Here is a 21,101-nt window from a genome sequence, read left to right as displayed (position 1 = left end):
TTTTTGCCGCCTGACCAGTGGGCCCACCGTTCACGATGTCGGCACCGAACCTTACCCCTGACGAAGACCGGTCCGACGGCGGAAAAAGCCGGCGGACCGGAGCACATGAATGCTACCGGGCACACGGCTTCCAAGAAAAAGAGGCCCCGCCGGCAGATTGCCGGCGGGGCCTCTTTGCGCGGACGAAAAGCTGTTTCGGGCGGCCGCCGCCCGCTACCGCACGGCGGGGCACAGCCTAGGCGGGCAGCGTGGCGCGGTAGGCTTCGAGCTGCGTCACGAAGGCCACCACCATTTCCAGCTCGGCATCGGTGCGCACGTCGGCAAGCTGGGTCAGGGCCTGGGCCGCGCCGGAGGCCCCGCGCAGGGCCAGCTCTTTCTGCCGGGCCACCAGCCGGGCCTGTTCGGCCTCCAGCTCCTGGCGGCGGCGCGAGGGGCCGGCGGGCAGGTCGGCCAGCTGGTCGTTCACCCCATCCAGACGGCTCTGCACGCCGATGAGGTCGTTTTTGGCATTGCCCGCCCGGGCTTCGGCCTTGTCGCCGCGGTAGCCGATGTTTACGTCGCGGTTTTCGAGGTCGGCCCGCAGGGTGCGGGCCGGCACCAGGGCTTCGTCGCAGGTGGCGCGGCTGTCGAGCCCCGTGAAATCAAACGTGGGAACGTTCATAAAAAAAGAGGGGGGGGGGGAAAAAAGGTGGGAGCCAGCACCACCAACCCGGAGGTGCCCGGCCCGCCAGGAGCGGCAGGCTGCTGCCCTAACGCTGGCAGTCGGGTTAATTGTATACCTGGCCTATAGCTACCCTATAGCTGCCCCATACCCGTTTTATACCCGCCCGCACTGCCCGGGCCGGCCCGGGCGCTCAGCCGGCCAGCACGGCCAGCTCGGCCCGCAGGCCGGCGCAGGCAGCTTGCAGCAGGAGCCGGTCGGCCTGGGCCAGCGGGCCGGTCCAGTGGCCGGCTTCGAGGGCAAAGCGCGGGTCGGCGGCCAGGGCCGGCGGCGCGGCGCGGGCGGCCAGCAGGGCCAGACGGGCGGTGCCGGCCGCCGCCTGGGCCTCGGCCGCGGCCAGCGCGACTTCGGCGCGGCGCAGGGCCCGGGTGGCTTCATGGCGGCGCGGGACCAGGGCCGGGGCGTGGGGCGCGGGCTGGGGCGGGCCGGGTGGGGCCGGCGGGGGGGCGGCATGGCCGGGGGCCGTGGCCAGGGCCCGCCGGGTAGGGGCCGGCAGGGCCGCCAGCAGGGCTGTGAGGGCGGCCTGCGCGGGGGCCGGCAGGGGCCGCGTGCCCGCCTCGGCCTGGGCCAGCCGGGAGCGGGTGGTGCCGAGCAGGGCGGCGGCGGCGGCTTGGGTGAGGGCCAGGTAACGGCGCAGGGCCGGGAGGGGACCGGGGCGGGGCAGGCGCATGGGCAGGGGGGGGAGCAAGTGGAGGGGGAGCAAATATACTTGCGCCAGCCGAAATTGCGCCCCCCCCCCTGCTGGGCCGGGCGGCCGTGGCTGGATGGTCGGGGCGGCAGGGCCCGCACACCGCCACCCGACTACTGGTGCCCGGATTAACCTTTGCGTGGTGAGTTGGTGCGTAGTGCCCGATACCACCTTCTGCTTCGTCTGGCGTCCGCCTGTCGGAGTGCGGCAACACCACTCCAGAGAAGCCACGCCGGAGTCCCCGACTTCGCCCGGCATGCCGGTCTGTAGCGGATGCGCTGCCCGCTACCCCGCTACCGGGCGGCCTGCTGCATCCAGGCCAGCATATCCTCGACGTAGCCGGGCGACGGCCGGGGCCAGTCCCACTTGCCGTCGGTGTCGGGCCGCACGCCGGCGGGCAGCATAATTTCGTGGTTGGCATTGGCATACACCCGCACCGCGGAGCCCCGGCGGTAGCCCACTACGCCCCGCAGCCGCCGGGCACTTTCGCGGGCATCGAGCTGGTCGTCGGCGGCGCCGTAGAGCAGCAGCACCGGCACCCGCACCTGCTGCCAGGCGGTGCGCGGGTCCGGCAGCAGGCCGCGCCAGCGCGGCTGGCTTTGCAGCTCCTGCGCCGTGGGCACGCGGCGGGGCAGGGTGGTATACTGCGCCCAGGGCTGCTGCCCCACCTGCTGCAGCAGGTCGTGGAGCCTGGTCGTATCGTCCTGCCCATTGCGGCGGACGTAGCGCTCCAGCTGGCCGAAGGCTTGCTCTGCCTTCTGAATGTCGGTGGGGGCCACGTTGCGGCGGCGCAGCAGCGCCGTGCTCTGAAAGCGGGCCACCGTAGCCAGCGGCACGCCCGGGCCGGAAACGGCCACGACAAAAGCCACGGCCTTTTTTGCGGTGGCCGCCGTCAGGGCCGCAACGTGCCCCCCCTGCCCAAGGCCCCACAGCCCCACGTGCAGCGAGTCGACGGCCGGGCTTTGCCGCGTGGCCCGCACCGCGGCCAGGGCATCGTCGGCCAGGTCCTGCACGCTGTGGGGGCCCGGCTGGCGGCGGGTCTGTTTTGCGTCGCGCCGGTCGTATACCAGGGCTACGAAGCCGTGACGGACGAGCAGGTCGGCGTAGGCGCGTAGGTCGCGCTGGTGCGGGGTGCGGGTGTCGGCCAGCAGCACCACGGCCGGGTGGCGGCGCAGCGTATCATCGGGCACGAGCAGGGTACCCGTAAGCATGAGGGTGCCGCTGCGAAAGCGCAGGGGCACTTCCCGGTACGGCCGGGGCTCGGGCTTGCCGCGGCGTACCAGCAGCAGGTCGGCCTTCACGCTGTCGGTGGTAAACAGGCCCCGCAGAAAGTCGCCTTCCCGAATGGCATCCACGACCATATTGCCCGGCCCGGCGTTGGGCCGGCGCTCAAAATGCAGCTGGGGCGACTTGAACTGCAGGTTTTCGGCCGGAAAGCCCAGCCCGGGCAGGTCCGCCAGCCGAAAGTCGCCTTCGAGCTGGCCGGGCTTCACTTCCCGCAAGTCCAGGGTGGTGCGCAGGTCAGCCCCCTGAAAGCTGATGCGGCCCTCAAAATGCCCGGTGGGCGGAGGCAGCGCCCTGGTTCCGCCGTCGGGGGAGCAGCTGCCCAGCAGGGCCAGCCCCGCTAGCCCGGCCAGCCAGCCGGTGGCGCGGCAGCACCAGGAAGGAAATACAAACCGGCCGTTGCTCACAGGGTCAGGATTGGTGGAACAGGCGCCAAAGGTAAGCGGGAAGTGCGGAGGCGCTGGTCAGGGGCGGCTTTGGGCGCTGCCGGCCGCCCGTGGGCGCCTCAGAGGCCCTTGCGCAGAATCAGGTCGGTCTGGACGTCGGTGCCCACTCGAAACTCGTGGGTACCGATTTGCCGGAAGCCGAAGCGCTGGTAGAAAGCAATGGCCCGCTCGTTCTGCTCCCACACGCCCAGCACCACCGTGCGGCAGCTTTGGGCGCGGGCTTCCTCAATGGCGCGGCGCATCAGCGAAGCGCCGAGGCCGGTCCCGATCCAGTCCTCACGTACGTAGAGCCGCTCAATTTCCAGGCGGCCGTCGGCGGGCTTGCCGGGCTCCAAGCCCAGCCCGGAGCCGGTCCGCAGCTTGGCGTAGCCGACGACGTCCTGCACCATCTGGCCCAGCAGAAACACCGTTTGCGGGTCCTGCAGCTCGGCCAGCTGCTTGTCGGCGCTGAAATTCTCGGCCAGAAAGGCGGCCATGTCTTCGGCGGTGTTGGTGGCGGCAAACGTTTCGTGGAAAGTCTGCCGACCCAGTTCGGCCAGCTGAGCGGCCACCGGCGCGCTGCGCCTGGCTACGGTGATGCGGAGAGGAGAAGTCATGGGGCAAAAGTAACCCGGCGGCCCTTGGCAGGCGCGGCCGGCGGTTGAGCGAAGAAGAATGAGCCGCCCCGGCCCGCTACCCGACGCTGGCGCGCATGCGCCAGCCCACGCGCACCATCAGCACGCCGGCGGCCAGCATGGCCAGCCCCAGCGCCCACTCCTGGCCGTCCAGGCCCATAGTGCCGGTCTGGCGCAGGCGGTAGTAGCGCACTACGAGCTGCAGCGCCAGGCCCAGCAGCAGCAGCACCCCCGCCAGCAGAAACAACCAGCCAACTAGCTTCTGGGATACGGGGTGGAGCTGACGGGGCATACGAAACGGTGAGGGCCGGGCTGGTTAGTCAATAACGTCGTTCTGCCGGCTGTTGCGCCGCAGCCGCCAGCCCGTGCGCAGCATGTACATGGCCACCACAATGCCAATCAGGCTGATGACCAGCCGGGTGGTATCCAGGCTGTTGGCCGCCCAGTCGGCATAGAACTGCGGGAAGCGGATGGCCTGCACTACGAGCAGCAGCGCGCCGGCAAGCAGGTAGATGATGCCACGGGTACGGTCGGGGTGGGGAGTTGCCATAGCGGAGGGAGTTGAGCAGCAAACTTAGTAGGAAATTCCTACGGCCCGGCCCACGAAGGCAGCGGTGGCCACCTGCTTGAGCATGAAGTCGGCCACGTCGGCGCGGGAAATGCGGCCCCTGATGCGGGTATTGGCAAAGCTTAGGGCCACTTTATAGTCTCCGGTGCGGGGGCCGTTGGTCAGGCCGGCGGGCCGCACGATGACCCAGTCGAGCGGGGAAGCCTGGACCAGGGCTTCCTGCCGTTCCTTGTCGGCGAAGACGTGTTTGAGAAACAAAGGCCGGATCACGCGCCGGAACACAAATCCTTCCTCACCCCGGCTGCTGCCCACGCCCAACGACGTCTCGGCAATAAAGCGCCGGACGCCGTGGCGCCACATAGCCTCCAGAATGGTCTGCGTGCCGTCCGACAGTGTCGTGTCGCCTACCCGGTTCTGGCTTACCCCCAGCGCCGAAAGCACCGCATCGTGCCCCGGCACGGCCGCTTCCACGGTTTCGGGCTGCAGGATGTCGCCCTGCACCACGCGCAGGTTAGGATGGCTCAGCGTGAACCTGGCCGGGCTGCGCACGAAAGCCGTCACGCTAAACTGCTGGTCGAGAGCCTGCTGAACCAGCTGGCGGCCGGTAGCGCCGGAGGCACCGAAGATAAGGAGTTTCATGGCGGAGGAATTGGTAGCTCTCCGCGTACGGCTGTGATTGTAAATTGATTTTGCGTGCGTACTTTTGGGGTACCAAGTTTTTCAGCGAGAGTAGCTCAGTTGGTAGAGCATCAGCTTCCCAAGCTGAGGGTCGCGAGTTCGAGCCTCGTTTCTCGCTCATTCATTATCAGCCACTTGCCTTCGCAGGCAAGTGGCTGATTTGCGTTTGGCTCACTTAGTCCTTGGGGCAACGGTTTCAGGAGCCCGACAGGAGTAGTAGAGGCCCCTGGCCGCCCTGCTGCGTGCAAGCCCGCGAAACCAGCACCCCTATGGGTAACAAGGCGGGAGTATTACGCCGCCCTACCAACTTCCCGGGAACAAACGAGGTTAAAGGCTATGTGCCGCCATCAGTCGCTGAGCAGCGGGCACCTTACCTTTGAGCTTATGTACTCTCCTCTTGAACTTGCGTCCCGCACCATTTTCTTTCGCTCCGACCTGAACGTGATGGTCGTACGGTGGCATACGCATACCGTGATAGGAAGTAGTGCAAGCCGACTATGCTCGCATGCTGGAGGCCGCCGAGGCGTCAGGCATCAGCGACTGGCTGCTGGATGTGCGGCGGCGGCAAAAGACGCCGGTCGAGCTTAGTGCCTGGGTAAGCACCCATTTTTACCCGGAGGTAGTGGCCCGGCTGGCGCCCCGGCGGCTGCGCATGGCCGTGCTCAGCTCACCCGCGCTGACGGAGTCTTACCGCGTGGACCCCGAGCAGAAAAAGTATGTCGCCTACAGCACCGATCCGGCACGCCCCTACGATATTGGCTTGTTTGAGGATGAAGGGCAGGCCATGAGCTGGCTGCGCCCAAATATCCGGTAAGCTCACCCGGCCCCTACCCCACCTACCAGCCCGCGCCGGCTGTCGGCTACCGCTTCCCCGCGGGGTTCAGGAAGCAGGCCAGGTACGGCGCCGTCCGGCTGTGGGGGGCCTGGGCTACTTCGGCCGGCGAACCGGCTACTACTACCCGGCCGCCTTCCTCCCCCGCCCCCGGCCCCACGTCCAGCACCCAGTCCGACCCGGCTACCACGCGCATGTCGTGCTCCACCACAATCACCGTGTTGCCGGCTTCCACCAGGCCATCGAGCTGAATCAGCAGCTTTTCCACGTCGGAGGGGTGCAGGCCGGTAGTAGGCTCATCGAGGACGTAAAGCGAGTTGCCGCGCTGGGCCCGCTGCAGCTCCGTAGCCAGCTTGATGCGCTGGGCTTCGCCGCCCGAAAGCTCGGTGGCCGGCTGCCCCAGCCGCAGGTAGCCCAGCCCTACTTCCCGCAGCACGGTCAGGGCGCGCTGCACTACGGGCTCCTCGGCAAAAAACGCCCAGGCATCTTCCACCGTCAGCCCCAGCACTTCGGCCACGGACTTGCCGCGGTAGGTAATTTCCAGGGTTTTGGCATTGTAGCGGGCCCCGTGGCAGGTGGGGCAGGGCGAATACACGCTGGGCAGAAACAACAGCTCCACCATCACGAATCCTTCACCCTGGCAGGTTTCGCAGCGTCCTTTGGCCACGTTGAAAGAAAAGCGGCCGGCGTCGTAGCGCCGTTTGCGGGCTTCGGGCGTGGCGGCAAACAGCTTGCGCACGTGGTCAAACAGGCCGGTGTAGGTAGCCATGTTGGAGCGCGGCGTCCGTCCGATGGGCTTCTGGTCGACGCGCACCAGCCGCTTTACCGACTCCATTCCGCTCACGATGCGCCCTTCCGTCGGCACGGGGGCGCGGCGCTCCAGCGGGTCGCCCTCCTCCTCTTCCGCGGGCAGCTCGTGGCCCAGGTGCGCGGCCACCAGCTCTACCAGCACCTGACTCACCAGACTCGACTTGCCCGACCCCGACACACCCGTCACGGTAGTGAACACGCCGAGCGGAAATGCTACTGCCAGGTTATGCAGGTTGTTGCGCGTGAGGCCCTGCAGCCGCAGCCAGCCCGTGGGCTGACGCGGCACGCGGGCCGGCAGGGTATCTTCCCCGAACAGGTGGCGCCGGGTCTGGGAGGCCGCCACGTGGGCCAGCCCGGCCGGGGGGCCGCTGTACAGCACCTCCCCGCCCTTTTCCCCGGCCGCCGGCCCCACGTCGACCAACCAGTCGGCCTGCCGGATGACGTCGAGGTCGTGCTCGACGACGAACAGCGAGTTGCCCGCTTTTTTCAGGTCGGCCAGCGCGGCCAGCAGGGCTTCGGTGTCGGCAGGGTGCAGACCGGCCGAGGGCTCATCGAGCACGTACACCACCCCAAACAGGTTGGAATACAGCTGCGTGGCCAGCCGCAGCCGCTGCAGCTCGCCCGGCGACAAGGTGGGCGTGCTGCGCTCCAGCGCCAGGTAGCCCAGGCCCAGATCCAGCAGCACCACGAGGCGGGCGCACAGGTCGGCGGCAATGCGCTGGGCCACCACGGCCTGCTCGGGGTGGGCGGCATCCTGCTGCTTGTTGCCGGTGCTGCGCCCTTCGGCGTAGGGCCGCAGCAGCGTCGCTACCCGCTGCAGGGGCAGCCGCGAGAGGTCGGCAATATCGACGCCGGCAAACGTGACGGCGAGTGATTCGGGCCGCAGCCGCTTGCCGTGGCACAGCGGACACTCACGGCTGAGCATGTACTGCAAAGCCCGCTTTTTCATCAGCGGACTGTGAGTAGTGGCGAAGGTGTGCAGCACGTGGCGCTTTACGCCCGTAAAGGTGCCCATGTAGTTGGGCGGCTCCTTGCGCTTGAGGGCGCGCTTGGTTTCCTCGGGCGAGTAGCCGGGGTAGACCGGCACCACGGGCTGCTCGTTGGTAAACAGAATCCAGTCCCGGTCGGCCTGGGGCAGGTTTTGCCAGGGCGTATCCACGTCGTAGCCGAGCGTCACCAGGATGTCGCGCTGGTTCTGGCCGCCCCAGGCCTGGGGCCAGGCGGCAATGGCCCGCTCCCGAATGGTGAGGCTGGGGTCGGGCACCATGGTCTGCTCCGTGACCTCGTAGATGCGGCCCAGGCCGTGGCAGGTGGGGCAGGCGCCTTCGGGCGTATTGGGCGAAAATCCTTCGGCGTACACGATGCCCTGGCCCGGCGGGTAGTGCCCGGCCCGCGAATACAGCATCCGCACCAGATTCGACAGCGTGGTGACGCTGCCCACCGACGAGCGGGTGGTGGGCGTGCCGCGCTGCTGCTGCAAGGCCACGGCCGGCGGCAGCCCGCTGATGGTATCGACCTCGGGCACGGCCATCTGGTGAAACAGGCGGCGGGCATACGGCGACACCGACTCCAGGTAGCGCCGCTGGGCCTCGGCGTAGAGCGTGCCGAAGGCCAGCGACGATTTGCCCGACCCCGACACGCCGGTAAAGACGACCAGCGCATCGCGCGGAATATCGAGGTCGACGTTTTTGAGGTTGTGCTCCCGGGCGCCGCGCACCCGCACAAAGCCGGTGAACTCGTGGGAAGCGGGCTGCGAAGGTTGTTCTGCCATGATTGAGTGGGAAAGCGGATACCGGGCGCGGCCACGGCAGCTGCTACTAACGGCGGGTATCCGCAAACGGTTATGGCTCCGTCTGGCCCGCAAAAGCAGGTTGTTTAGCCTGGGCAATACCGGCCGGCGGCCCTTCCCGGCCGGCAGCTTATCATCCGGTCAAAAGCCGCCGTTCGGCTTCCGGACCAAAGGAAAGCCCCGGCCAGGGTGACCGGGGCTTTTCTGCGCCTTGGCAGCAGGCTACCTGGCCTTGCGGAACAGGTAGCGGGTCATGAAAATCCCTTGCCCGGTCGTGCCGCCGCTTTGCAGGGTTTGGGTAAGCGGAATGGCCTGCACCAGCTCCCAGCCGTCGGCATTTACGTCGCTCAGGAAGCGCAGGATATTCTCCTCGTTGGCCCGCACGTTTTTCATGTTGATGCCCGTCAGGCTGAACAGATTCTCCATCTCCACCTCTTTCTGCCCCTTGAAGTCGGGGGTAAACAGCACCCGGGACCGGCCCAGGCCCCCGGCCACCACCGATTCGATGGTGGTCATGTGCATGTAGGTGTAGACGGGAGCGGCCTTGCTCTGGGCCACAACGGGCGCGGGGGTGGCAATCAGCCCCAGCAACAGGATACAGAGCAGGGTGAGCGGAAGTAAATGCTTCATCACAGAAAGGGTTAGGGAGGAAAAGGATGCCCCAAAGTACAGCTTTGCCTTTCTGCTCAAAACCCTTTGGCGGAAACCTTTTCTTACTCTGCCAGCGGCCTTGACGGGGTGCCAAAGGCTTAGTCCCGCTTCGACTTCACCAGCTGCTTGAGCTGGGCCAGCTCGTCGCGGTATTTGGCGGCCTGCAGAAAGTCGAGGTCCTTGGCCGCACCTTCCATGAGCTTCTCGGTTTGCTTGACAAGCTTTTCCAGGTCCGTCCTGGTCATCATCGAAATGACGGGCTCGGCGGCCAGCAGCAGCGTATCGGTTTGCGAAGCGGCGTAGCCGTCCGGCTCGATGCGGCGCTTGTCCGAGAGCGAGGTGGAGGCGTTAATCTCGTCGTGGGACTTGCGCACGGTGCGGGGCGTGATGCCGTGCTCCTGATTGTAGGCTATCTGCACATCCCGGCGGCGGTTCGTTTCATCAATGGCGCGCTGCATGGAGCCCGTCATGCGGTCGGCATACATAATCACCTTGCCCTTTTCATTCCGGGCGGCGCGGCCCATGGTCTGAATCAGGCTGCGCTGGTCGCGCAGGAAGCCTTCCTTGTCGGCATCCAGAATGGCCACCAGGCTCACTTCGGGCAAATCCAGTCCTTCGCGGAGCAGGTTCACGCCGATGAGCACGTCGATTACCCCGAGGCGCAGCTGGCGCAGGATTTCGACCCGGTCCAGGCTTTTCACGTCGGAGTGTACGTACTGCGACTTGATGCCGAGGCGCTCCATGTACTTCTGCAGCTCCTCGGCCATGCGCTTGGTCAGCGTCGTGACCAATATCCGGTCGCCCATCTTCACGCGGTTGTCCACCTCGTCGAGCAAATCGTCGATCTGGTTCACGCTCGGCCGCACGTCGATTTCGGGGTCCAGCAGGCCGGTGGGGCGGATGATCTGCTCGATGATGACGCCGGCGGCCTGAGTCAGCTCGTAGTCGGAAGGCGTGGCCGAGACGTAGATGGCCTGCCGGTACATGCTCTCGAACTCGTTGAAGGTCAGCGGGCGGTTGTCCATGGCGCTGGGCAGGCGGAAGCCGTACTCGACCAGCGCGGTTTTGCGGCTCCGGTCGCCGCCCCACATGGCCCGCACCTGCGGAATGGTGGCGTGGCTTTCGTCGATGACCATCAGGTAGTCGTCGGGGAAGTAGTCGAGCAGGCAGAAGGGCCGGCCCCCGGGCTGGCGGCCGTCGAAGTAGCGCGAGTAGTTTTCGATGCCCGAGCAGTAGCCCAGCTCCCGGATCATCTCCAGGTCGAACTCGGTGCGCTCCAGGATGCGCTTGGCCTCGGAGTCGCGCCCCTCCTTCTCGAAGTAGGCGTGCTGCTGCACCATGTCGAACTGGATTTCCTTGATGCCCTGGTTAAGCGTGTCCTTGCCGGTCACGAACAGGTTGGCCGGATACAGCGTCACGCTCTCCTCGTCGGCGAGCTTCTTGCCGCTCTGGGGGTCAATCTTGTGGATGGCCTCAATTTCGTCGCCGAAAAAGAAGATGCGGTAGGCGAAGTCGGCGTAGGCCGGGTACAGGTCCACCGTGTCGCCCTTCACCCGGAACGTGCCGCGGGTAAACTCCACCTCGGTGCGCGAGTACAGGATCTGCACGAACTGGTAGAGCAGGTTGTTGCGCGAGTATTTCAGCCCTGGAGCCAGGTAAATCACGTTTTTGCTGAACTCCTCGGGGTTGCCGATACCGTAGATGCACGACACCGACGCCACCACGATAATGTCGCGGCGGCCGCTGAGCAGCGTGGCCGTGCAGTGCAGACGCAGCTTCTCGATTTCCTCGTTGATGGCCAGGTCCTTCTCGATGAAGACGTCGGTGCTGGCAATGTAGGCCTCGGGCTGGTAGTAGTCGTAGTAGCTGATGTAGTACTCGACGGCGTTGTCGGGAAAAAACGACTTGAACTCGCTGTAGAGCTGGGCGGCCAGGGTTTTGTTGTGGCAGAGTACCAGGGTGGGGCGGCCGGTCTGGGCCACCACGTTGGCCACGGTGAACGTCTTGCCGGTACCGGTGGCGCCGAGCAGCACCTGGGCCGGCTCGCCGCTTTCCACGCCCGCCACGAGCTGGGCAATGGCCTTGGGCTGGTCGCCGGTGGGCTTGAATTCAGAGGTCAGTTTGTACTCCATGCAGGAAGAAAAAGGTGGGAGCTAAGGCAGCCCCGAATAACTCCAATGGGGCAAGGTAGGTTTCCTGGGAAAAGAAAAAACCCGCTCGGGAAGCCCGACGGGTTTTTTCACAGGTTGCAGAGGCGCCGGCCACGCCGCTTAGCGGGCCGTGACCTCGCCGGCCGCCACGGGCGCGGCAGTGTGGTTCCGCACTTTAGCCGCCTCCGCAGAGGGAGAAGCCGGGCCCGTAAAAAACTGTACCAGCCCCAGACAGCACCAGACGGCCAGCAGAAAAAGTAGCGTTTTCATCATTCGTAAGCATTAGATAAAATAAGATACCGGTCCGCGGCGCTGCTTAGGGCGCCAAAACCGGCTTGCTGCCAAATTCCACGCTGGCTTCCATACCCACGGAATACGGGCGGGAGCGGCGCTGCAGGCTCTGGGCCGGATCCGCGTTCAGGGTCGTCAGGCCCGCCTCGGCCGTGGGGCCTACGGCTACGCTCCAGGCGGCGTGCGACGGCTGAAACCGGGCGCCGGCCCCACCCCGGGCGGCCACCTGCACCCGCCGGTAGGGCGAGTCGGCGGAGGTCAGATTGTAGACCCTGGTGGCTTCGGGCGAGCCTTCCAGCTCCGAGCGGCTGTTTAAAAGTACGTTTACCGCGGCACCCACCTTGGCATAGACCGACACGCCCGGCTTGGCCGAAGCATAGCGCACGCTCACCGGGATGCCGGCCGTACGGTAGCGGTAGGAAGTGGCCTGCGCGGGCGGCGGCTGCCGTACCACGTTGGGGTCAACGTTGGCTACTCCGGACTCAAGTAGGTTTTGCCTGCCATCCAGGAAGCCGTGGGAGGTGCGGGACGAAGCATGCTGCTCAGCCGCTTCCACACCGGCCATGAGCGTCCAGTGCTTGGTGGCGGCGTAGTTGGCCGTCAGGGCTACGCGCTGGCTGAGGCCGGCCCGCAGCTGCTGCCGGTATTCGGCGGCGGCCCCGGAGTAAGAATCCGGCATCGGGCGGCTATACACTGGGCCTACCGTTGAGGTAGTGGTTGGCGTGGCCGCCGCCCGGGCGAAGTTCATGTTGGGGTTATAGGCCGAAGCGGCATAGGACCCCAGCAGCCGCCAGCGCCGCGGACGGCTGCTGGTTTCTTCCTTTGGCTCTTCTACCGGGCTCACCGCCGCCAGTAGAGCGGCGGGCAGCTTGGTAAGAGGCAAAGTGGCTGGGCGACCATAGTGCAGACCACCGGGCAGGGCCGTCGTGCGGGCATCCAGCTCAGCCATACCGCTGCGCGACGGGGTCTGGGCAGCATGATAAGCGGCAGAGCTCCCGGCCGCGGGGCCGTCGGCCATGGCCGGATACTGGCGGCTGCCTGCTCCGGCCCCAACGGAAGCGACGGTAGCGCCCGAACCAATCAGCCCGTAGCCGCTCCGCTGGGTTACGGCGTTCAGCAGGCTGCTGATGCGGTCCGTGAAGCTGGCTGCTGACTGGGCAGCAGAAGGCGTAGTAGCGGCCGTGGCCCGTCCGGCTGGGGTCGAGTATGCGTTGCGGGTGGCACTCTGGGTACCTGGGGTGCCCGTGCCCGCGGCCGAAGCACCAGACCCGGCACGCTGCTGCCCGCGGGCCAGAAGGCCAGCCGGCGCTTGGTCCGAGCCAGCGGCCGTGCCATTCTGATTGGTTGTGGCCTGGGTGGCCTGGGCGGCCTGGGTGGCCTGGGCGGCCTGGGCGGCATAGTCGGGCAAGCTGGCGGAACTGCTGCCGTAGCGCAGGCCAAACCAGCTGCCGAAGCTGATCAGCAACGCCACACTGGCCGCGGCCACCCAGCGGTAAAGCACCAGGCGGCGGCGGTAGGTTTCGTTTTGCCCGACCACCAGAGTGTGGTCAATCTGCTCCCACAGACTGGTGCGGGGCTGCACTTCCGCCTCCGCGAATTTCTGTCGGAACAGGTGCTCCAGGTCACCCTTGGGCTGGTCGGAAGGCGGAGTGAAATTATTTTCGGAAGGTAGCATTGGTGCGTTGGGCGTCGAGGCGCTCCAGTTTTGACTTGAGAATGGCCCGGGCGCGGGAGTACTGGGATTTGCTGGTGCCCTCGGAGATGCCCATCATCTCCCCGATTTCTTTGTGGCCGTAGCCTTCAATGGCAAACAGGTTGAATACCATCCGGTAGCGGGGGGCCAGCTCCTGCACCAGGTTGAGCATTTCCTCAAAGGCGTAGTTGGAAAGGGTAAACTCTTCCCCGGCCAGATCTTCCGGGTACTCCCCTTCACTGACGGCCACCAGCGGCGCGTTGCGGCGGTGCTGGCGCAGCGCGGCATTGACCATGATCCGGCGAATCCAGAATTCCAGCGGGCACTCCCGGCGGAAGTTGCGCAGGTTGTTGAATACCGTCATGAAGCCCTCCTGCAGCACGTCTTCGGCTTCAAACGTGGTTTGGGCGTAGCGCAGGCACACGGTCATCATCTTGCCGGCAAACCGGTCGTAGAGGTGTTTCTGCATCAGGCGGCTGCCGGCCAGGCAGCCGTCAATCAGCTCAGCCTCGCTGAGCTGGGAAGCAGGAGTCAGGTGGCGCACAGCAGACGAGGACGGGGGCGAAATGGTTTTGGAAGCCGACATGCCTTCCGGCAGTAAGCTGCGCAATCCGTTACCCGAAGTGCCCAGAACGGCAGATAAAGCTCCCATTACCAGGCCCGACCTACCCGGCCGGCGTTTGAGTGACCAACCCAGCCAGCCCAGGCTGACGGGATGCTGAAGAGAATAGATTGTGGCATATGCGGGGCGTAGAATAAGCTAAATCGGCGGGCCGCCGGGCCAAAGGAACGGGGCTACTCTGGGAAGAGGCACCAGCCCCGATCAGGGTTGCACGGCCGCCAAAAAAATCCGGACGCCCTCGGGAAAGCCATTTAGGTTGAACCACTTACCCAGCCAACATTCCTGCCCCAATTTGCCAACAAATTGAGAGAAGAGGAAATAAATACTTTACTTGGCCATCGTATTCGCACGCCTACTTGCAATTTCAGCAGCCCGCCGGTTTCGGCGGGCTGCTGTTGGTTTAAGGCTAGCCCATCAGCGGCCCTGCCGACACCAGTCATCCGTTACGTTCGCGCCGCGCCGGCAGGCTTATCAGAGCTGCTGATAGGGCCTGATCAGGTTGACGAAAGCTTCACGGTACGTATCGCCGATGGGCAGCAGGCGCCCCGCCACCTGCACCTTGCCGCGCTCCACGTGCTCGATGCAGCGCAGGGCCACCACAAACGACTTGTGAATGCGCACGAACCGCTCGGGCGGCAGCACCTCCTCCAGGCGCCGGAACGATTGCAGGGTGAGGATTTTGCCGGCAGTGGTGTAAATCAGCAGGTACTCTTTCATGCCCTCGATGTAGAGAATATCGGCGAAGGCGACCCGCTGGAGACGGTGCTCATTTTTCACGAACATAGCGTCCGGGGCAACCGGCAGGCTTTCGACTGGCCCAGCTGGCGCGGTTGGCGCGACTGGCCCGGGCCCGCCGGGCAGCGCCCCGGTGGATGAAAGCTGCTGCCGTACTTTCTGCACGGCCTGCACAAACCGGGGAAAGGCAATGGGCTTGAGCAGATAGTCGGCGGCGTTCAGCTCGTAGCTGCGCACGGCGTACTGGTCGTAGGCGGTGGTGAAGATGATGCGCGGGCCGGGCGCGGGCAGCAGCTGGGCCAGCTGCAGGCCGGTGAGGCGGGGCATGTGAATATCGAGGAACACTATATCCACGGGATGATCCTGCAGGAATGCCAGGCCCGCCAGGGCATCGTCGAACTGGCCTTTCAGCTCCAGCCCCGGCACCTGGGCGCAATAATCGGCCAGCAGGTCCAGCGCCAGGGGCTCGTCATCCAGAATAACGCACGTCAGCATAAGCAGCAGAAAAGGGGATTAGGATCAGATTAATGAGCTGAGTCCGGCTAGGCCTGGCGCAGCGTGAGCGTAACCAGGTGTTGCCCCGGCGGCGTGCTGACCCACAGGGCGTAGCGGCCGGGGTACAGCAGCTCGAGGCGGCGACGCAGATTAGCCAGCCCTACCCCACCGGGCTGGTCGGGCAGCTCGCGGCCGGCATCGTTGGGGGCCACGTGGTTGAGGACGCTGAAGGTGAGGCCGGTATCGGGGGCCAGCGCCAGGGTGATGTGCACGGCCACCGGCCGGGCGGCGAGGTCGCCGTGCTTGAAGGCGTTTTCGACCAGCGGCAGCAGCAGCAGCGGAGCAATGGGGAAGTTGCTTTCGGCGGGCACGCCGGCTACCTCGAAGCGGATGGCTTCGGGGGCCGAGGCGGGCAGGCGCAGGCGCTGCAGATCCAGGAAGGAGTGCAGGTGGGCCAGCTCCCGGCTCAGCGGCACAGTTTCGGTGCCGCTTTCGTAGAGCAGGTAGCGCATGATTTCGGCCAGCCGCAGCACCGCCTCCGGGGCCTTATCGGACTTGCGGCTGGTGAGGGAGTAGATGTTGTTGAGCGTGTTGAACAGAAAGTGCGGGTTGATCTGGGTTTTGAGCATGGCCAGCTCCGTGAGCAGTTGCTGGCGCTCCAGCTCCCGGCGGTTGCTCAGGGCCCGCAGGTAGTCGCCGGTGATGCGCAGGGCCGAGCTGAAAAAGATGGCCATCAGCCCCATCATGCCATAAGGCACTATCATGGCCAGCGTCTGCGGCTGGTTGCGCACACCTTCGGCGGCGCCCCCAATCAGCAGGGAAGTGCCGAACCGGGCCGGAATGTAGAGCAGCAGCAGCACCAGCACGCCAATGATGTAGGGCACCAGCCGGCCCCGGCTCAGGGTGCGCGGAATCAGCACCATCCAGTTGGTGTAGAACATGGCCGCCGCCAGCGCGTCGGTGAGGGCCGCGCGCAGCAGAAACTGCCGCAGCACCAGCTGGCTGCCGAACTTGGTCGGGTTGTAGGACAGCATCATGCCGTCGAACAGCAGCAGAATGCCCCAGAACAGCAGATGCACCCACCAGGGCACGGCGGCTACTTCGTTCACGCGGGGCCACCAGTCGAGGCGGCTGAAAGTATGGAGCCACGCCGGCCAGCGGCTGGATTCAATGGGAGAGGAAGCAGATCCGACAGTTTGCACCCCGGAAGATACAGCTGGCCCCCGCAATGCCCACCGGCATTCAACCAATGCCGTCCTGCGCGCCTTCAGCCCCCATATTTTCTCTACCAACCGGCCGCCAGGGCTTCCCGGGCAGCCGGCAGGGGCACCCCCGTGGGTTGGGCGGTTTAAATCCGGGTTTGCGGCGGGTAACGGGCCGGTTGGTTGAATAGTCGGGCGCGGCCCCGGCGGCCGGCCTAGGTTTGCGGCAGTTCTACCCAACTACTCTCCGCCATGACCAACGCTCCGCTCCTGCTCCAAACCCAGGACCTGCACTTCCGCTTCGGCTCCCGCCCCATTCTGCACGGGGTGAACCTGCGGGTGCCGCCGGGCAGCATCTACGGCTTCCTGGGTCCGAACGGGGCCGGCAAAAGCACTACCATGCGGCTGCTGCTGGGGTTGCTGCAGCCCACGGCGGGCACCGTGCAGCTGTTCGGGCACGACCTGGCCCGGCACCGGGTAGCGCTACTGAGCCGGGTGGGCGCCCTCATCGAAAACCCCTCGCTCTACGACCACCTCACGGGCCGGGAAAACGTGGACGCCACCCGCCGCCTGCGGGGCCTGCCCGCCCACCGCACCGCCGACGTGCTGGCCCTGGTAGGGCTGAGCGAAGCCGCCGACCGGCCCGCCCGGGAATACTCCCTCGGGATGCGCCAGCGCCTCGGCCTGGCCCTGGCCCTGCTCCCCGACCCGGACCTGCTCCTGCTCGACGAGCCCACCAACGGCCTCGACCCCAGCGGCATCATGGAAATGCGGGGGCTGCTGGAGCGGCTGCGGCAGGAACACGGCAAAACCATTCTGCTGTCGAGCCACCTCATCAGCGAGATTGAGAAGATTGCCACCCACGTGGGCGTCATTCAGCAGGGCCGGCTGGTGTTTCAGGGGGCCCTGCCCGAGCTGCGGCAGCTGCGGACGGGCCAGGAGCAGCTGGTGCTGGAAACCGAATCGGCCGACACCTGCCGCAACCTGCTGCCCCGGCTGCTGGCTGATGCCACCGTAACCGGGCCCGGTACCCTCCGCCTGCCCGGCCGCGCCCCGGCCCAGGTTGCCGATCTGGCGGCCGCCCTGGTGGCCGCGGGCCAGCCCATCTACGGCCTGCGCCAGGAGCAGCCCAGCCTCGAAGAAACCTTCCTCCAGCTCACCGAAACCAGCATTGCCTCATGAATACCGCCCTTTCTACTCCCCTCCCCGCTGCCTGGGATACGCTGCCGGCGGCCCCGGGCCCGCTCACCCAGCTCGGCCGCTGCCTGGCCGCCGACTACTGCAAGCTGCGCCGCACGCCCGCGCTGTGGCTGGCGCTGGCCGGTGGCGCGCTGCCGGTGCTGCTCAACTTTGCCATCTTCTTTTTCAAGGGTCAGTACCTGGTGAAGCCGGGCGAAAATCCCTGGCCCCAGTACGTGAGCATGAGCTGGCAAACAGCTTCCCTGCTGCTGCTGCCGCTGTTCGTGGTGATGCTCACGGGGCTGCTGGCCAATGTGGAGCACCGGGCCGCCGGCTGGAAGCACCTGCACGCGCTGCCGGTAGGGCGCGGGGCCGTGTACGTCAGCAAGCTGCTGGTCGTGCTCCAGCTTACGGTGGTGGCCCACGTGCTCTACGCGCTGCTGCTGCTGGCGGCGGGCATCGTGCTGGGCTGGGTGCGCCCGGAGCTGGGCTTTCAGACCAAGAGCGTTGAGCTGGGGGCCGTGGCGCTGATGCTGGGCCATACTTTTCTGGCGACGCTGGGGATGCTGGGCGTGCAGTACGTGGCGGCGCTGTGGTGGCGCGGCTTCGTGGGGCCGCTGGCGCTGGGCATCGGCGGCATCGTATCGGCGCTCACGCTGCTGCGCTGGGAACACGTGGACCTGATTCCGTACGCGGCGCCGGCCCGGGCGCTCCAGGCTATGAACCGGCAGACGCTGCTGGTCGATCCGGCGCTTACCCCGGCGGAGTGGTACAGCCTGGCCTGGTTTGGGGCCGCCGTGCTGCTGGGCTACGCCTTGCTTCAGCTGCGCCGGGCCGAATAGAGCCTGTTTTTTTCGGCTTCGTGCAACTTCACCCCGTACCGCGGTGACCCTGTGCAGAATGATGCAGGCTGCCGTTCAGCCCGATACTATGGCGACTCAGCGCCAGATTTCTACCACTCGGCCACTTTTGTTTGTCAGAACCCGGGCTTTGTCGTCCCTTTGTAACTCCTTCTTAGCTTTTATACGTTCATGAAACACGCTTATCTACCGCTGTTACTTTCCGGCCTGCTTACGGCCCCGGTCCTGGCTCAAACCACGCCACCCGCTGCCCCGGCCGCTACCCGTTCCGGGCAGCCCGGCGGGGCGCCGGGAGCTCCGGCGGCTCCTAAAGCCCTGGCCCTGCCCGCGGCCCCGCGCGGCGCGGGCCGGCTGACGGGCGTTGTGCTGGATGCGGCCACCAAAAAGCCGGTGGAGTTTGCCACCGTGGCCCTGCTGCCGGCTACCGGTACTACCCCGCTCGACGGCACGGTGTGCGACGAAAAGGGCCGGTTCGTGCTGAAAGGCCTGGCCCCCGGCGCCTACCGCGTGCAGATCAGCTTCCTGGGCTACACGGCCCGCACCGAGCCGGTAACGGTGGGCGAAACGGGTACCGACCTGGGCACCGTGACGCTGACGTCGTCGGCCCAGAAGCTGGGCGAAGTGACCGTGACCGGCGAGCGGGACGTTATCGAAACCAAGCCCGACCGGATTGTTTACAACGCCGAAAAGGACATCACCAACGCCGGCGGCACCGCGGCCGACGTGCTGCGCAAGGTGCCGCTGGTCAGCGTGGACCCCGACGGCAACATCGAGCTGCGCGGCACGGCTAACGTGCGGGTGCTCATCAACAGCAAGCCCTCGGGCATTGTGGCCTCCTCGGTGGCCGATGCCATGAAGCAGATTCCGGCCGACCAGATCAAGAGCGTGGAGGTGATTACCTCGCCCTCGGCCAAGTACGACGCCGAAGGCAGCGGCGGCATCATCAACATCATCCTGAAGAAAAACAACCTGCAGGGCACCAACGGCAGCGTGGGGCTGGCCGGCGGCACGCGCAGCTCCAACGCCAACGCGGCCCTGAACTACCGCCAGGGTAAAATCGGGCTGACCAGCTCGGCCAGCGGCTTCGCCTTCTACAGTCCCGGCCGCAACGACCTGAAGCGCTACCTGAAAAACGCGGACGGCACCGAGCGCCTGACGCTGGATCAGCAGGGCGAAAGCAACGTCCTGGGCGGGGGCGGCTTCGGCCGGCTGGGCTTCGACTACGACCCGGCCCAGTACCATAGCCTGACGCTGGGCGTGCAGGGCAGCATGTTCCGCAACAGCGGCGACAACCAGCTGTTCAACACCAGCACGCCGCAGCCGACGCTCTTCAACCAGTTTACCCGCGACTCGGAGCGCAAGTTCCGCACCCAGAGCTACGACGTGAGCGGCAGCTATACCCGCAGCTTCGAGCAGAAACGCCGCGAGTGGAGCGTGCTGGCCCAGCATACCCGCAACCGCAACAACCAGGACTACCGTCTCGACCAGTATCCGGGCCTGAGCGTGGGTACGGACGGCACCAGAAACTACCGCGAGCAAAGCCTGAACCTGGCCCGCAACCTGGAAACGACGCTGCAAACCGATTACGTCCACCCGTTCTCGGAAACCACCACCCTCGAAACCGGGGCCAAAGCCATCATGCGCCGCGTGAGCAGCGACTACACCGTGCAGACCGACCCCACCGGCCAGAGCACCCTGGTCAGAAGCGCGGACCGCTCCAACGAATTCCGCTACGACCAGGACGTGCTGTCGGTCTACGGCTCGTACGGCTTCAGCCTGAATAAGAAGCTCAGCTCGAAAGTAGGCGCCCGGGTGGAGCAAACCCGCATCGACGGCAGCTTCCAGCAGGGTTCCGACTCGGGGGTGGCGCAGGACTACACTACCCTGCTGCCCAACGTGAGCCTGAGCTTCCAGCCCGGCAACCCCAAGAAACCCGGTCAGAGCCTGCGCGCCGCCTACTCGCAGCGGATTCAGCGGCCCCAGATTTTCTACCTCAACCCTTTCGTCAACGCGGTGGATTCGCTCAATATCAGCTACGGCAACCCCCAGCTGAAGCCCGAGCTGACGAACAGCTACGAGCTGAACTACACCACCTTCATCAAGGGGTCGGTGCTGAACATTTCGGCCTACGCCCGCCGCACCGGCAACGCCATTGAAACGTTCCGCTTCGTGGATACGGTCAAGGTTGAGAACAAGGCGGATCGGCTCGTGCAGAACCAGACGTTCCGCAACATCGGCCGCAACGCCACCTATGGCATGAGCGTGTTCGGCTCGGTGAAGCCCTTGCCCAAGTGGGACGTGAGCGGCACCCTGAACGTGTACTACGTGTCGTTGAAAAGTCCTTCGCTGGGGTTGAGCAACTCCGGGCTGATGTACGGCCTGAACATCAACTCGGGCTACAAGTTTGACAAGGGCCTGAGCCTGCAGTTTAACGGCGGGCTGAACTCGCGCCGGGTGCAGCTGCAGGGCAGCCAGGCCGCCTGGACGTTCTACTCGGCGGGCCTGCGCAAAAACCTGCTCAAGGACAAGGCCGACCTGACGCTGAACGCCGACAACTTCCTGAGTGCGACCCGCAACCTGAAGTCAACCGTCGATACCGACCAGTTCCGCCAGGAAAGCAACAACTACATCTACCTGCGCGGGGTACGCCTGGCCTTCAACTACCGCTTCGGCAAAGTCTCGGCCCAGCCCCAGAAGCGCCGCCGCGGCATCCAGAACGACGACGTGAAGCAGGGTGAAGGCGGCAACGGCCAGCAGTAAAGCCTCACATAGCTTGTGTTTAGCCACCACCGG

Annotated in this window: 19 protein-coding genes and 1 tRNA gene; 5 read left to right on the top strand and 15 right to left on the bottom strand. The window is 65.9% G+C overall.

The window, feature by feature from the left end:
- Positions 1-235 precede the first annotated feature (235 nt).
- The 7 genes from ABD842_RS04075 to ABD842_RS04045 all read right to left on the bottom strand — a co-directional run bounded on the left by ABD842_RS04075 (position 236) and on the right by ABD842_RS04045 (position 4,960).
- Positions 236-661, bottom strand: coding sequence for a hypothetical protein (locus tag ABD842_RS04075; protein WP_345110423.1), 426 nt, complete (start codon positions 659-661; stop codon positions 236-238).
- Positions 662-854: 193 nt separating this feature from the next.
- Entirely contained in the window at positions 855-1,409 is a 555-nt protein-coding gene (locus tag ABD842_RS04070) for a hypothetical protein (protein WP_345110421.1), read from the bottom strand.
- A gap of 293 nt (positions 1,410-1,702) precedes the next feature.
- Positions 1,703-3,100, bottom strand: a complete 1,398-nt coding sequence (locus ABD842_RS04065) for an alpha/beta hydrolase family protein (protein ID WP_345110418.1) — start codon at positions 3,098-3,100, stop codon at positions 1,703-1,705.
- Between the two features lie 98 nt (positions 3,101-3,198).
- Positions 3,199-3,735: a GNAT family N-acetyltransferase gene (locus ABD842_RS04060; RefSeq protein WP_345110415.1), complete on the bottom strand. Its 537-nt coding sequence runs from the start codon at positions 3,733-3,735 to the stop codon at positions 3,199-3,201.
- Between the two features lie 76 nt (positions 3,736-3,811).
- Positions 3,812-4,045 (bottom strand): hypothetical protein, encoded by a 234-nt coding sequence (locus tag ABD842_RS04055; protein ID WP_345110412.1) that lies wholly within the window; start codon positions 4,043-4,045, stop codon positions 3,812-3,814.
- Positions 4,046-4,069: 24 nt separating this feature from the next.
- Positions 4,070-4,303 (bottom strand): hypothetical protein, encoded by a 234-nt coding sequence (locus ABD842_RS04050; RefSeq protein ID WP_345110410.1) that lies wholly within the window; start codon positions 4,301-4,303, stop codon positions 4,070-4,072.
- Between the two features lie 24 nt (positions 4,304-4,327).
- A complete protein-coding gene (locus ABD842_RS04045; RefSeq protein ID WP_345110408.1) occupies positions 4,328-4,960 on the bottom strand; it encodes an NAD(P)-dependent oxidoreductase in 633 nt (210 codons plus the stop codon).
- Positions 4,961-5,044: 84 nt separating this feature from the next.
- Between ABD842_RS04045 and ABD842_RS04040 the strand changes: the two genes are divergently transcribed.
- Both ABD842_RS04040 and ABD842_RS04035 read left to right on the top strand, forming a co-directional pair.
- A tRNA-Gly gene (locus ABD842_RS04040) sits at positions 5,045-5,117 on the top strand.
- A 387-nt stretch (positions 5,118-5,504) separates the two neighbouring features.
- A complete protein-coding gene (locus tag ABD842_RS04035) occupies positions 5,505-5,813 on the top strand; it encodes a hypothetical protein (protein WP_345110405.1) in 309 nt (102 codons plus the stop codon).
- 46 nt (positions 5,814-5,859) lie between these two features.
- On the opposite strand, the gene uvrA is transcribed toward ABD842_RS04035, so the two are convergent.
- The 8 genes from uvrA to ABD842_RS03995 all read right to left on the bottom strand — a co-directional run bounded on the left by uvrA (position 5,860) and on the right by ABD842_RS03995 (position 16,269).
- Complete coding sequence (uvrA, locus tag ABD842_RS04030) at positions 5,860-8,412, bottom strand: excinuclease ABC subunit UvrA (RefSeq protein WP_345110402.1); 2,553 nt, start codon at positions 8,410-8,412, stop codon at positions 5,860-5,862.
- A 240-nt stretch (positions 8,413-8,652) separates the two neighbouring features.
- The gene (locus ABD842_RS04025) at positions 8,653-9,060 is read right to left on the bottom strand and encodes a hypothetical protein (protein ID WP_345110399.1); all 408 of its coding nucleotides are present in this window, start codon (positions 9,058-9,060) and stop codon (positions 8,653-8,655) included.
- A gap of 119 nt (positions 9,061-9,179) precedes the next feature.
- On the bottom strand, positions 9,180-11,213 hold the full coding sequence (gene uvrB, locus ABD842_RS04020) for an excinuclease ABC subunit UvrB (RefSeq protein WP_345110397.1): 2,034 nt from the start codon (positions 11,211-11,213) through the stop codon (positions 9,180-9,182).
- Between the two features lie 138 nt (positions 11,214-11,351).
- Entirely contained in the window at positions 11,352-11,501 is a 150-nt protein-coding gene (locus tag ABD842_RS04015; RefSeq protein ID WP_345110395.1) for a hypothetical protein, read from the bottom strand.
- Positions 11,502-11,547: 46 nt separating this feature from the next.
- Entirely contained in the window at positions 11,548-13,197 is a 1,650-nt protein-coding gene (locus ABD842_RS04010; protein WP_345110393.1) for a hypothetical protein, read from the bottom strand.
- Positions 13,178-13,801, bottom strand: a complete 624-nt coding sequence (locus tag ABD842_RS04005; protein WP_345110391.1) for an RNA polymerase sigma factor — start codon at positions 13,799-13,801, stop codon at positions 13,178-13,180. Before ABD842_RS04005 ends, ABD842_RS04010 begins: the two co-directional genes overlap by 20 nt.
- Before the next feature lie 507 nt (positions 13,802-14,308).
- Complete coding sequence (locus ABD842_RS04000) at positions 14,309-15,067, bottom strand: LytR/AlgR family response regulator transcription factor (protein ID WP_345110389.1); 759 nt, start codon at positions 15,065-15,067, stop codon at positions 14,309-14,311.
- A gap of 47 nt (positions 15,068-15,114) precedes the next feature.
- Positions 15,115-16,269, bottom strand: a complete 1,155-nt coding sequence (locus ABD842_RS03995; RefSeq protein WP_345110387.1) for a sensor histidine kinase — start codon at positions 16,267-16,269, stop codon at positions 15,115-15,117.
- A gap of 252 nt (positions 16,270-16,521) precedes the next feature.
- On the opposite strand from ABD842_RS03995, the gene ABD842_RS03990 reads away from it, so the two are divergent.
- The 3 genes from ABD842_RS03990 to ABD842_RS03980 all read left to right on the top strand — a co-directional run bounded on the left by ABD842_RS03990 (position 16,522) and on the right by ABD842_RS03980 (position 21,068).
- Positions 16,522-17,451: an ABC transporter ATP-binding protein gene (locus ABD842_RS03990; RefSeq protein WP_345110384.1), complete on the top strand. Its 930-nt coding sequence runs from the start codon at positions 16,522-16,524 to the stop codon at positions 17,449-17,451.
- The gene (locus ABD842_RS03985) at positions 17,448-18,290 is read left to right on the top strand and encodes an ABC transporter permease (protein WP_345110381.1); all 843 of its coding nucleotides are present in this window, start codon (positions 17,448-17,450) and stop codon (positions 18,288-18,290) included. The genes ABD842_RS03990 and ABD842_RS03985 overlap by 4 nt, the downstream gene beginning before the upstream one ends.
- A 189-nt stretch (positions 18,291-18,479) precedes the next feature.
- Positions 18,480-21,068: a TonB-dependent receptor gene (locus ABD842_RS03980; RefSeq protein ID WP_345110379.1), complete on the top strand. Its 2,589-nt coding sequence runs from the start codon at positions 18,480-18,482 to the stop codon at positions 21,066-21,068.
- Positions 21,069-21,101: the final 33 nt, after the last annotated feature.

The sequence above is a fragment of the Hymenobacter algoricola genome, from assembly GCF_039539525.1.
Taxonomy (GTDB): Bacteria; Bacteroidota; Bacteroidia; order Cytophagales; family Hymenobacteraceae; genus Hymenobacter; species Hymenobacter algoricola.
The sequence above is the reverse complement of the archived record's forward strand: the minus strand, read 5'-3'. Positions and strand labels throughout refer to the sequence as shown.